This window comes from Mesoterricola silvestris (assembly GCF_030295405.1).
GTDB classification, from domain to species: domain Bacteria; phylum Acidobacteriota; class Holophagae; order Holophagales; family Holophagaceae; genus Mesoterricola; species Mesoterricola silvestris.
This window is the reverse complement of record NZ_AP027080.1, coordinates 4594769-4607762: the sequence shown is the minus strand read 5'-3', so window position 1 is coordinate 4607762 and position 12994 is coordinate 4594769. Positions and strand designations below refer to the sequence as shown.

Genomic DNA, 12994 nt, shown 5'->3' with positions numbered 1-12994 from the left:
TTCAGCCCTTGGCCAGGTCCAGGGCCTGGCGGGCCTTGTCCTCGAGCTCCGCGAGGGCGGCGCCCAGGGTGTCCAGGCGATCCTGCCGGCCCTGGAGGGCGGCGGAAAGCTCGGCCTTCTCGCGGTTCAGTTGATTGATCCGTTCCTGGCCCGCTTCAACGTCGGCATGGAGCCGGCCCAGGTTGGCCTCCCGCTCCTCGATTCCCGCCAGGAATTCCCGGCGCTGGCTCTCCCCCGCCGCCTCGGCGGTGTCCAGGCGGGCCTGGAGATCGTTGGCGGTGCGTTCCAGCTGCTCCCGCAGCCCCCCCAGGGTGTCCCGTTCCTCGGCCAGGTCCCGGCAGGCGGTTTCCTGGAGGCTGAGCTTCTCCTGGAGGACGAAGATCTCCCCGGCCTGCTCCGTGAGCTCGTCGTCCTTGGCGGCGCACTCCGCCTGGAGCCGGGTCCGCTCCCCGGCGAGGTCGCGCAGGGTCGTTTCCTGGAAGGCGGCCTGCTCCTTGAGGGAGGCCAGTTCAGCCTCCAGTTCGGCCAGGCGGCCCTGGGAGCCTTCCAGCTCCTGGATGCGGGCCTGCTTCACGGCCCCGTCGGCGCGCACGCCTTCGAGCTCCATGAGGAGGTCCGAACTGTGCTGCTCGGAAAGCACCGCCTGGGCCTCGCGGGTGCGCAGGGCCTCCTGGGTTTCCGCCAGGGAGGTTTCCAGCGCCTTGGCCCGGGTTCCGGTCTCCCAGGCCTCCTCCAGCTGGGCCTGGAGCAGCTGGTGGGTTTCCAGGAACTCGGCGTTCTGCTGGGACTTCTCGGCCAGGAGGGCGTTGACCAGGTCCAGCTGGTCCACCAGGCGCTTCTGCTCGTCCAGGGCGTCCTGCAGATCGCCCCGGAGGCTGTCCTCGGCGGCGCCCTGCGTGTGCTGGATCTCGTCCAGGTTCCGGGTGACGGCGGCGTTGCGCTGGATGAGCTCCTCGATCTCCCGGGTCTTGCGGTCCAGTTCGTCGTGCTGGGCGGAGAGCTTGAGCTCCAGGTCCTTGACCCGCCATTCCAGGAGTTCGATCTCCCCCTGGTTTCGCACGGGCTTTTCCGGCGCCGCGGGGGGTTCCGCGGCCCAGCCGGGGCTGGGCGCCAGGGCCCGGGGCGGGGGAATGGGGTCGCTCTCCAGCTCCGTGCGCAGGCTCTCCAGCCACTCGTCGCCCAGGTCGGCCCCGGCCAGGTCGCCCAGGGGGTTGTCCGGGTCGTCCTCCTTCAGGGGCACCAGTTCGGCCAGGGAGGGGATGAGGACCGTGGTGTTGATGGGCTTGTGCAGGTACAGGTCGGCCTTGCCCTTGGTGCCGCGGTGGCGGGCGTACTCCTCCTCGGAGGCCTTGGCGCTGATGAGGGCGATCTTCAGGTCCCCCAGCCCCGGGGCCCGGCGAATGGCCGAACACAGGGCGTATCCCTTGTTTTCCGAAGTCTCCACGCACAGGAGGATCCCGCCGTACTGCCCGCTCTCCAGGCGCGTGAGCGCCCCCTCCGTGGTGTAGAGGAAATCGACTTCGAAGGCGGATTCCAGCGGGGATTTGTGATCCTGGATGAATCTCCGATCGCTGTCCACGACGAGGAGACGCTTGCCCATATTCGATCCTTGCAAATGGACTTATAAGATAACCCAGAAAAAAAGCTGCCGGGGAAGATTCCCCGGCAGCCTCTTCGCTTCCCCCTCCCTAGCGGGGCGGGATGGCCATGGTGAACGAGGCGCCCCGGGGGGGACGCACCAGGAGGAGCAGGGGCTTCTTGGTCCCGGCCTTCTTCACTTCCTCCTGGAAGGACTGGAGCCCGTCGATGTCCTTGGGGCCCACGGCGGTGATGATCAGGCCGGCCTGGAGGCCCTTTTCCGCCGCGCCGGACCGGGCCGCCACGAAGGTGATGACCACGCCCTTGACGTCCGCGGGGACGCCGAACTGGTGCCGGTTGGCGGCGGAGAGGCCCTCCACGGTGAACCCGTAGGTCTTTTCCAGGTTCATCTGCTTGGGGTTCTCCGGGTCGGTGCGGGGGGCGGAATCCTCGTCATCGCCCTCCTGGGCGTCGCCCTTCTGCAGTTCCCGGCGGTCGCCCAGGACCACCTTGATGTCCTTGAACTTCCCGTCGCGCCACACGGTGACGGAGACGGACTCGCCGGCCCTGCGGCCCGCGATGGCGGCCACCAGCTGGTCGCCGCTGCGCACCTTCTGGCCGTCCACGGCGGTGATGACGTCCAGGCGCTGGATGCCGGCCTTGTCCGCGGGGGTGCCCCGGTCCACGCTGGAGACCACCGCGCCTTCCTTGATGCCCAGGGAGGACTGGAATTCGTTGTCCAGGTTGCGGGTGGCCACGCCCAGGTAGCCGCGGCTCACGGGCTTGCCGCTCTCCAGATCGGCGATGACCCGCTTGATCATGTTCACGGGCACCGCGAAGCCGATGTTCTGGCCGTCGGGGCGGATGGCGGTGTTGATGCCGATGACCTCGCCCCGGAGGTTGAGCAGGGGGCCGCCGGAGTTGCCCCGGTTGATGGCGGCGTCGGTCTGGATGAAGGATTCGAGGCCGGGCCCGGTGAGCTGGCGGCCCTTGGCGGAAACGATGCCCTGGGTGACGGTGTGCTCCAGGCCCAGGGGGTTGCCGATGGCCACCACCCATTCGCCGATGCGCATGGCGTCGCTGTCGCCCAGCTTGGCGTAGGGCAGGTGCTTGGCGTCCACCTTGATGAGGGCGATGTCCAGTTCCTTGTCCTTGCCCAGGATCGTGGCCTTGAAGGTTCGGCCGTCGGCCATCTTCACTTCGATGGTGGATTCCCCGCCCCGCACGCCGTCGATGACGTGGTTGTTGGTGAGGATCTTGCCGTCGGGGGAGATGACGACGCCGCTGCCCCCGGCCTGGACCCGCTGCTCCTCCTCCTGGGGCCTGCGGGTGCCCGGGCGCTGGGGCCCGAAGAACCAGTTGAAGAAGTCGTCGCCGTTGGGGGACTCGCCCTCGAAGCGGCCGCGGTTCTTCACGAAGCTGGTGTTGGTGATGGCCACCACGGTCGGGTTGAGCTTCTCGGCCACCTCGGCGATGGGCGGAAGGCGGTCGAGGCCCTTGGCGTCGACGGTGACCGGTTGCTCCTCCTGGGCCCTGGCCACCCAGCGGTAGCTGAGTCCCATCCCCACGGCCATGCAAACGCCCGCGAAGGCGGAGAGCATGAAGAGTTGCTTGATCTGGCGTTTCATAGTCTTCCCTCGAGAAAGTGCCCTGCCCGGGCCGGGTGGTGAGTCTGGATCCTAGATGATGTGAAAGATCAATAAGTTCCGCAGCGCGAAGCCCATACGCCGTCTAGTATAGACGATGAAAAAAGAACCCGGTTTAGCCCGCCGCCGCCGGGATGCCAGATGCCGCTTCCCAGAAGGCCGCCTTGCGGATATTCTGATAGATCCAACGGCGGATGTAGCTCAGTTGGTTAGAGTACTGGATTGTGATTCCAGGTGTCGTGGGTTCAAGTCCCATCATCCGCCCCAGACCGTGAGCCCCGTGGAGCCTCCCTCCCCGGGGCTTTTCCCTGGGGGCGGGGCGGGGCCGGCGGCCCGGGGATGGGACGCGGGATCCCACGATCGGGACGGGGCTCCCGGCGCCCGGGGGCCAAGGTGCTGGGGAAATTGATGTTTCGTTTTGGCCTTCCTTTTGCTTCTCGGGAATTCATCCCCAGGAGCATCGCCATGACCGGTCTTCTCATCGATGTCCGCCAGGCGGCCCGGAGCCTGTTCCGGGCTCCGGGCTTCCTGGTCACGGCGTCCGCGTGCCTGGCGCTGGGCATCGGCGCCAACCTGGCGGTCCTCTCCCACGTGGACCGGCTCATCCTGCGGCCTCTGCCCTTCCCGGACAGCGGCCGGCTGGTGGAGGTGGATCCCGCGGATCGGCAGACCGGGGAGATCGGGCCCATGACCATGCCCGATTTCGAGGAGCTCCGGGCCCGCGCCGGCGGCTTCAAGGCCCTGGCGGCCTGCACGGCCCGGACCCGAACCCTGACCGGGCTGGCCGAGCCGGTCCGGGTGGACGTGGGGATGGTCACGGCGGGCTTCTTCGAGGTCCTGGGCGTCCGGCCCGCCCTGGGGCGGGTGGCCTTCCGCGCCGACGAGGAGGGGCTGCCCGCCTCGGTGGGGGTGCTCCGGCACGATTTCTGGATGGAGAAGCTGGGCGGCGATCCCGGCGTGCTGGGCCGCACCCTGGACCTGGATGGGCAGGCGGTGCAGGTGGTGGGCGTGCTTCCGGCCGACTTCCGGTTCCATCAGCGGATCTCGGGCTCCCAGGTCTTCGTGCCGGAAGCCTCCCCCTTCGGGCGTAGGTCTCCGGGCATGGGGACCTTCCTTGCCGTGGGCCGGCTGAACCCCGGGATCCCCCTGGCCCAGGTCCAGGCCCAGGCGCGGGTGGCCGCCGACGGCATGGAGGCCCGCAGGCAGAACCCCCGGTTCGATCTGCGCGTCACCAGCCTCCTGGAGAAGACGGTGGCGAACTACCGGCGGGTGCTGCTCCTCCTGCAGGGGGCGGTGGCGCTGGTGCTGCTCATCACCTGCTTCGACGTGGCGGGCCTCCAACTGGTGCGCGACCTGGCCCGGGGCAGGGACCTCGCCATCCGGCAGGCCCTGGGCGCGGGGCGGGGCCGCATGGGGCGGCTCTTCCTGATCGAAAGCCTGATGCTCGCGGCGGCAGGCGGCGCGGCGGGAATCGTGCTGAGCTTCTTCATCCAGGGCGGCCTCCGGTGGCTGCTGGCGGACCTCCTCCCCGTGCCCGCCGCCGCGGTGTACCCGGCGCTGATGGCGGCGGCCCTGGGGCTGGTCCTGGCCACCGGGCTCGCCCTGGCCTTCCTGTCCTGGTTCCTTGCCCGGGGTCCGCGCCTGGTGGAGGTGCTCAGGGCCGGGTACGGGGCCAGCCACTCCCGCGGCCACTGGCGCGTGCTCAAGGGCCTGGTGGTGGCGGAAGTCGCCCTGTCCGTGGTGCTCCTGACCGGGGCCGGCCTCCTCATCCAGAGCCTCGTGAACCTCCAGCGGGTGCATCCCGGTTTCGAGCCGGGGCCGGTGCTCGCGGTGAGCGTCCCCCTGCCTCCGGCCCGGTATGACCTGCCGGCGCAGCGCGCGTTCCTGGAGCGCCTGGAACCCGCCCTGGCGGCCCTTCCCGGCGTGGCGGAGACGGGGGTCAACGATACCCTCCCCTTCGTGAAGGCCACCAACGGCGGCGACGTCAGCGCGGTGCCGGGGCGGCCCCCCGGGACGGAGACCTACGTGCGCACCCACGTGGTGACCGCCGGCTATTTCAAGGCCATGGGCATCCCCCTGCTCGCGGGCGGGGTCTTTCCTCCCGCGGATCCGGGCTGCTGCATGATCAGCAGGCGCCTCGCGGAAAAGCTCTGGCCCGGCCAGGACGCCGTGGGCCGCACCGTGCATTCGGGCTTCGCCAAGTCCCTGCGGGTGGCCGGCGTGGTGGGGGACACCGCCGAGAACCGCCTGGACAAGACGGAGGATCCGCAGGTCTACCTGCCGGCGGAATTCAACGAGCTCTTCGGCGGCCCCGTGGTGGTCGTGAAGGTGCAGGGGGATCCCGCCCGGTACGGCCCCCAGGTGAAGGCCGCCATCCGGTCCCTGGATCCCGGCCTGGCGATGCCCGAGCCCCGGCCCCTGGGCGAGGCGCTCAAGGAGAGCATGTCCGTGCAGGCCATGGCCGGCATCCTCTTCACGCTCTTCGGACTCCTGGCCCTGGTGCTTTCCGGCGTGGGCCTCTACGGCGTGCTGGCCCAGATCACGCTCCAGCGGCGGCGGGAGATCGGCATCCGCCTGTCCCTGGGCGCGACCCGGAGCCGGGTGGTGGGGGGCATCCTCGCGGGCGCCGCCGGAATGGTGGGGTTCGGCCTTGCCGCCGGGTCCCTGTGCGGGTGGCAAGCCGGCAGGGTCCTGGGACCCCTCCTCTTCGACCTGGGCGCCGCGAGCCCCGCCATCCATCTGGGGGTCCTGGCCATCCTCGTCCCCACCGCGCTCCTGGCCTGCGTCCTGCCCGCCCTCCGCGCCGCACGGGTGGATCCCGCGCAAGCCCTGCGGCAGGACTGACGGCATCCTTGTGACTGGACCCCCGGAATGAACCGTCTTGCCTTCAACCTGAAATGGGCCCTCCGCTCCCTGGCGGGCACCCCCGCGTTCACGGCCATGGCCGTCCTGATCCTGGCCCTGGGCATCGGGGCCAACGCCGCCATCTTCGCCCTGGTGGACCGGGCCCTGCTGCGGCCCCTGGACTACCCCCACGCCGGTCGTCTCGTGTCGATGTGGGAGACCCACGCCAGCGACGGCTCCATCGCGTCCGTCTCCCCCGCGAATTTCGCGGATTGGCAGCGGGAGGCCCGGGGCTTCGATTCCCTCGCGGCGGTGTGCAACACGGCCGTGAACGTCACCGGAGGCGCCGAGCCGGTGCGGGCCTACGGGCTCCGGGCCACCTGGACCCTGTTCCAGGTCCTGGGGGTGCCGCCGGCCCTGGGCCGGGGTTTCCTCCCGGAGGAGGACGCCGCCGGGGGGCCGCAGGTGGTGATCCTCTCGCACCCCTTCTGGATGCGCCAGTTCGGAGGGGACCCTTCCGTGGTGGGACGGAGCGTCACCCTGGACGGGGTGGAGACCCAGGTCGTGGGGGTGATGCCCCAGGGCTTCCGGTTCGAATTCCTGGGGAACCGGCTGGACGTGATTCTTCCCGCTGCCTTCACGGCCAAGGAAAGGGAGCGGCGCGGCTGGCACTTCCTGGGCGTGGCCGGGCGGATGGGGCCCGGAATCGACCTGGCCAGAGCCAGGGCCGAGATGGCCCGCGTCGCCGCCTCCCTCGCCGCCGCCCACCCCGCCTCCAATGCCCACCGCTCCGTCCGGGTGACGCCCCTGCGGGACGAACTGGTGCGGAACGCCCGGCCCACCCTCCTCTTCCTCCTGGGGGCCGCCGGGTTCGTTCTGCTCGCGGCCTGCGCCAACCTCCTGAACCTCATGCTGGCCCGCAAGGCCCGGCGGGAACGGGACGCGGCCATCCGCAAGGCCCTGGGCGCTTCGCCCTGGGACCTGGGCAGCCAGGCCCTCACCGAAAGCCTCCTGCTGGGGCTCCTGGGGGGCCTCGCGGGGTGGGTGCCGGCCCAGGCCGCGGCCACGGGCCTGGTGCGACTTCTGTCCCTGCCGGCCCACCTGGAACGCTCCGGCTGGGACCTGCGCATGTTTGGGTTCACCCTTCTGCTGTCCCTGGCCACCGCCCTCGTCCTGGGTCTCGCGCCCGGGCCCCGGACCGCGGCGCACCCGCGCCTCCGGGGCGTCCTGGTTTCGGCCGAGGTGGCCCTGACGACCCTGCTGCTGGTGGGGGCCGGGCTCATGGTGCGAAGCCTCGCCCACCTGCGAAACCTGGACCCGGGCTTCCAGCCCGGCCAACTCGTCATGGCCACGCTCACGGTGCCGGCGCGGAACTACGGCACCCTCGCGGAGCGCGCCGCCTTCATCCAGCGGCTGCGGGCCCGGGTCGAAGCGAGCCCCGGCGTGACCTCCGCGGCGGTCAACGACACGCTGCCCTTCGGAGGTTCCACCTGGACCACCTCGTACGACGTGGAGGGCCAGCCCGCCCAGGAAGGGCGCATCACCATCGCGCACCATATCTCACCCGCCTATTTCCGGACCATGGGCATCCCCCTCCTGCGGGGCCGGGACCTGGAGCAGGGCGAGGCGGACGGTGCCGTCGTGAGCCGGCGCTTCGCCCGCAGGCACTTCGGCGAAGGGGACCCCCTGGGTCGCCGCATCGCCCTGGAGGCCGGCCATTGGCTGCGCGTGGTGGGCGAATGCGGCGACGTCCGCCACAACGGCCTGGCCCGGGATCCCGAACCCGAGATCTACCTTCCCCTGACCCTGGGCGGGCCCACCTCCCAGAGTCTGGGCACCTTCGCGCTGGTCGCCAAGGGCCCCGCCGCCCTGGCCCCGGCCCTGCGCCGGGCCCTGCGGGAGGAGGACCCCGAACTGCCCCTGGGCACCGTGAATTCCATGGCCTCCCTGCTGGAACAGGACCGCCGGACCACCCGCGCCGCCAGCGTGCTGCTCGGCGCCTTCGCGTCCCTGGCCCTGCTCCTGGCCGGGGTGGGCACCTATGCCGTCCTCAGCTTCATCACCGGCCTGCGCCGGCGGGAACTGGGCATCCGCATGGCCCTGGGCGCCACGGTGCGGGACATCCTGGCCCTGGTGCTGGGGCAGGGGCTGCGCTGGATCGGGACCGGAGTCGGGCTCGGCCTCGCCGGGTCCCTGGCCCTGGGGCGCTTCATCGAATCCCAGATCCATGGGGTGGGCGCCGGGGATCCGGCGACCCTGGGCGCCGTCACGATCCTACTGGCCGCCGTGGGGCTCGTGGCGTGCCTGGTGCCAGCCCTGCGGGCGCTCCGCCTGGATCCCTGCGCCGTCCTGCAAAGCGAGTGAATCGACCGGGGCGTTGACCCGCGGTGCCTCAGCGGAGCTCCGCCCGCCCCGCGCGCCTGCGCCCCACCTTCCGCGCCGGCACGCCGCTCCAGATTTCCCCGGCGCCCACCCGGCTCCCCTTGGACAGCACCGACCCCGCCGCCAGGACGGCGCCGTCGCCGATGACGCACCCGGGGAAGATCACGGCCATGAGCCCCACGGTGACGTTGCGGCCGATCACCACGGGGGCGGCGTAGAGGCGGCCCCGCTCGGCCACGTGGGCCACCAGGGTCACGTCGCCGCCGATGATGGTGTCGTCGCCGATGGAGATGAGGTTCTGGTCGGCCACCACCGCGGTGTTGATCTGGACCCGGGCGCCGATCCGCATGCCCATGAGGCGGTGGTACAAGGGCAGGAAGGGGGTGAGCCGCACCCAGTTCACGAAGGAGAAGCGCAGAAAGAGGGTGAGGGCGTTGTAGCTGGCCCAGCGCCAGCCCTCCCAGGAGACGTAGCTGAAGGAGCCCGCGGGGGTTCCCTGGGCGAAGGTGACCCAGCGCGCGATGGGCAGCAGGGCCATGAGGGTGATCCCGAAGGCGAAGTAGGCGCCGCCCAGGGCGATGCCCAGGGCCAGCACGTGGAGGTTCCCGGCGAGGGGCAGGGCCTGGGTCCACACCACCAGCTTGATGGCGGGGAAGGCCGCAAGGCCCAGCACGAGGGCCGCCTCGGCGAAGAGGGCCAGGGCGAGGAGGAACTGCAGGGGGGTGAGGATCCTGCGCTTCCAGACCTGCTCTGCCATGGGGGCTCCGGGGGGGGTGCATGTATCGTGGCAGCCCCGGGGCCGCCCTGTCAGCCTTCAGATCACGTAGGCGGCGCCGCCCCCGGCCTTGATGCGCTCGGCCAGATCGGCCAGGGTGTGCCGGCGCAGGGCGGTCTCCATGGCCGCGGCCAGTTCGCACCACACGTCCCGGGTCACGCAGTCCGCGGCGCGGCCGCAGAGCGCGGGGTCCAGGGTGCAGTCCGCGGCGCTGATGCGGCCCTCCAGGGCCTCCACCACGTCCAGGGGCGTGATGCTCCGGGGTTCCCGCGCCAGCTCGATGCCGCCGTTGGGTCCGCGCACCGCCGTCACCAGCCCCGCGGCCTTCAGGCCCCCCACCAGCACGTGGATGTACTTGCCCGGGAGCTGCTGGTTCTGGGCGATGGTGGTCACCTGCACCGGGCCCGACCCGTGGTGCACGGCCAGTTCGACCATGATCCGCAGCCCGTACCGACCCTTGGTGGAAACCTTCATCGCCTGCCTCCAGGTATCAGTATAGGGGGAGATGGGAATTGTTCCTATTGTCCATGGAAATACTTGACAATCAATTCCGGGCCCCCCATCCTGGGGTTGCGCAGGTCCCCCAACCCCGAAAGGAGAGCCCCATGCCCCGTCCCAATCGCGTGGATTACGCCTACCAGCTCATCGGCAACACCCCCGTGGTCCGCCTGAACCGCATCGCGGAACCGGGCAGCGCCACCATCTACCTCAAGCTCGAAAGCGCCAACCCAGGCGGCAGCGTCAAGGACCGCATCGCCCTCAGCATGATCGAGGACGCGGAGCGCTCCGGCGCCCTCAAGCCCGGCAAGGAGCTCCTGGAGGCCACCAGCGGCAACACCGGCGTGGGGCTGGCCTTCGTGGCCGCCGCCAAGGGCTACCCCATCACCCTGATCATGCCGGAGACCATGACCCTGGAGCGCCGGGCCATCCTCAAGGCCTACGGGGCCACCCTGATCCTCACCCCCGGCCCCCTGGGCATGAAGGGCGCCGTGGACAAGGCAGAGGAGCTGGCCGCGGCCGACCCCAAGTACTGGGTGGTCCGCCAGTTCGACAATCCCGCCAATCCCGACGTCCACCGCCGCACCACCGCCGAGGAGGTCCTGGAGCAGGTGCCCGAACTGGACGCCTTCGTGGCCGGCATCGGCACCGGCGGCACCATCACCGGCGTGGGCGAGGTCCTCGCCAAGCGCAAGCCCGGCACCCTCGTGGTGGCCGTGGAGCCCGTGGACTCCCCCCTCCTCACCCAGGGCAAGGCCGGCCCCCACAAGCTCCAGGGCCTGGGCGCCAACTTCGTCCCCAAGATCCTCAACCGCGAGGCCTTCCAGCGTGTGGAGGACGTGGGGTACGAGGACGCCATCCGCATCGCCCGCCGCCTCACCCGCGAGGAGGGCATCTTCACCGGCATCAGCACCGGCGCCATCGTCTTCACCGCCCTGAAGATCGCCAAGGAACTGGGCGCCGGCAAGACCGTCGTGGCCGTGGTGTGCGACACCGGCGAACGCTACCTCACCCACCCCCTCTTCTCCGAGGCCTGACCCTGCCCCAAAGGCGGCGACAACTCCCAGCGAAGTTCAAACGGGGATAAACAGGATCCAGGGGAACAAGCAGGATAAAGAACGTCAGGTCAAACCCACGCCCCCCGCGAATCGATTCCCGATCCACCCCATCCCCTGACCACCCCGACCCCTCCCCCCACGGCTAACCGCCGGACCCAGCCCGCAGCGAAGCGAGGACTGGGTCCGGCGGTACGTATGGGTCGGCGACTCGGTCGGAACCCCATGCTCCGAATCCATCGTCCGAGACCGGGCCCCCCCGCCCGCAGCCCCCGGCAGGGAAACCCGGACCGGGCCTGAACGCCAAATGCGCCGGGCCCCGCCCCTCAGGACGCCATCCTCGCCCGCCCCTTTCCGAACGCATACCCCCCGGCCAGCACCGCCGTGTAGATTCCCAGCACGAAGGTGAACGCAAAGAACTTCCACATCCCCCCCATGCTCGTGAAGGCCTGGTAGAGGCGGTAGGAGAAGAGTCCCGTGAGCGCCTGGCACGCCAGCACCATGCCCAGGGCCCGCAGGCGGTCGAACTCCAGCCGGAAGAAGAGCACCGGCAGGGCCCACAGCGCCATGGCCCCGATGAGCGGATACCAGAGGTTGTTCCACACGGCGGAGAAGATGCCCTTGTGGGCGGCCACGTCCGCGAGGAAATCGCTGTTCCACTGCAGGAGCAGGATGAAGCCGATGGCCATGGCCGCCAGCACCGCCACCCAGTCGAAGAGCTCCTGGACGGTGGCGTCCACCCGGATGGCCGTGTCGATCTTGTGGCCCATGGTCTCCTTGATGAAGAGGGCGCCCACCACGAGGGTCAGCAGGGCGATGCCGATGGGGTAGATGAGCCCGGCGTAGATGGCGCCGCTGCCGAAGGCCTCCTTGGCCATGCCCGAGGCCGTGAGGGCCGTGGCGATGAGGGGCAGGAAGCCGCCGAACCAGCCGTTGCCCAGGTGGTAGGGCAGGGACATGGAGGTGTAGCGCACGTTGGTGGGGAAGAGCTCCACCAGGAAGGCGGCGATGGGGCCGTAGACCATGGTCACGTACACGATCTGCAGGAACACCAGGCCCATGAGCATGACCAGGTTGAAGGCCGGGATGGCGGCCAGCTCCACCACCTTCTGACCCGGCAGGAGTGCGGGCACGAAATGGCGCATGGCCATGTAGATGGGCACGTAGGTGAGGGCGGCCAGCAGGCAGCCCCACAGCATCACCTTCTTGCGGCCCACCCGGTCTGAAAGGTGCCCGAAGAAGAGGAACAGGGGTGCGCCGAACAGCAGGGCCACGGAGATGATCAGGTAGGCCGGGAGCCAGTGCACCTTCAGGACGGCCTGGAGGAAGGTGAGCGCGTAGAACTGCCCGGTGTACCACACCACCCCCTGGCCCGCCGTGGCCCCGAAGAGCGCGAGGAGCACGTAGCGCAGGTTCACGGGGTTGGTGAAGCTCTCCTTGAGGGGGTTCTTGGAGACGGCGCCGCTCTTCTTGAGCTTGGTGAACAGGGGGCTCTCCTGCATCTTCACCCGGATGTAGAGGCTCACGGCCAGGAGGATGAAGGAGAGGAGGAAGGGGATGCGCCAGCCGGCGATGAGGTGGCCGGTGCCGTTCTTGAAGCCCTCCTCCCCCAGGAGCCAGCGGGTGGCGCCGATGATGGCCATGCTGGCGAAGAAGCCCAGGGTGGCCGTGGTCTGGATGTAGCTGGTGTAGTAGCCCCGCCGGGCGTCGGGCACGTGCTCGGCCACGTAGGTGGCCGCGCCGCCGTACTCCCCGCCCAGGGCCAGGCCCTGGAGGAGGCGCAGCAGCACGAGGATGATGGTGGCCCAGATGCCGATGTGGTCGTAGGTGGGCAGGAGCCCCACCAGGGCCGTGGAGAGGCCCATGGTGGCCATGGTGACCAGGAAGGTGTACTTGCGCCCGATGAGATCGCCGATGTGGCCGAACACCAGGGCGCCCAGGGGCCGCACGCCGAAGCCCGCGCCGAAGGTGGCGAGGCTGGCCAGCAACTGGGCCGTCTCGCTCTGGGCCGGGAAGAACTTCCCGCCGAAGAACACCGCGAGGCTGCCATAGAGGTAGAAGTCGTACCACTCGAAGAGGGTTCCCAGGGACGAGGCCGTGATCACCCTTCGCAGGGTCGTCTTGTCCGTGAAGACCTCCGGGGCGTCCAAACTGACGGCTGCCTGTTCACTCATGCGTGACTCCTCAGGGAAGTGAACGTGAAATCCCTCCAGCCC

General features: G+C 70.0%; 7 protein-coding genes, 1 tRNA gene and 1 pseudogene. 4 read left to right on the top strand and 5 right to left on the bottom strand.

The genetic code is table 11. The annotated features are described in order from the left end of the window. Position 1: 1 nt before the first annotated feature. Complete coding sequence (locus tag R2J76_RS19780; protein ID WP_316413386.1) at positions 2–1600, bottom strand: hypothetical protein; 1599 nt, start codon at positions 1598–1600, stop codon at positions 2–4. A gap of 88 nt (positions 1601–1688) precedes the next feature. Beyond that, positions 1689–3206, bottom strand: a complete 1518-nt coding sequence (locus R2J76_RS19775) for a Do family serine endopeptidase (protein ID WP_316413385.1) — start codon at positions 3204–3206, stop codon at positions 1689–1691. A 208-nt stretch (positions 3207–3414) separates the two neighbouring features. Between R2J76_RS19775 and R2J76_RS19770 the strand changes: the two genes are divergently transcribed. From R2J76_RS19770 to R2J76_RS19760, 3 genes are all read left to right on the top strand, one after another. Further along, positions 3415–3491 (top strand) — tRNA-His (locus tag R2J76_RS19770). A gap of 198 nt (positions 3492–3689) precedes the next feature. After that, positions 3690–6068: an ABC transporter permease gene (locus R2J76_RS19765; RefSeq protein WP_316413384.1), complete on the top strand. Its 2379-nt coding sequence runs from the start codon at positions 3690–3692 to the stop codon at positions 6066–6068. Positions 6069–6095: 27 nt separating this feature from the next. Continuing rightward, entirely contained in the window at positions 6096–8432 is a 2337-nt protein-coding gene (locus tag R2J76_RS19760; RefSeq protein WP_316413383.1) for an ABC transporter permease, read from the top strand. 28 nt (positions 8433–8460) lie between these two features. Here the strand turns inward: R2J76_RS19760 and R2J76_RS19755 are convergent, their stop codons facing one another. Further along, entirely contained in the window at positions 8461–9207 is a 747-nt protein-coding gene (locus tag R2J76_RS19755) for an acyltransferase (RefSeq protein WP_316413382.1), read from the bottom strand. Positions 9208–9264: 57 nt separating this feature from the next. Next, on the bottom strand, positions 9265–9699 hold the full coding sequence (locus tag R2J76_RS19750) for an RrF2 family transcriptional regulator (RefSeq protein WP_316413381.1): 435 nt from the start codon (positions 9697–9699) through the stop codon (positions 9265–9267). Positions 9700–9830: 131 nt separating this feature from the next. Here R2J76_RS19750 and cysK point away from each other — a divergent pair, with 131 nt between their 5' ends. Next, a complete protein-coding gene (gene cysK / locus R2J76_RS19745; protein WP_316413380.1) occupies positions 9831–10760 on the top strand; it encodes a cysteine synthase A in 930 nt (309 codons plus the stop codon). 782 nt (positions 10761–11542) lie between these two features. On the opposite strand, the pseudogene R2J76_RS19740 reads toward cysK, so the two are convergent. Next, a pseudogene (locus R2J76_RS19740) lies at positions 11543–12952 on the bottom strand (MFS transporter); the annotation flags it as partial. Positions 12953–12994 lie beyond the last annotated feature (42 nt).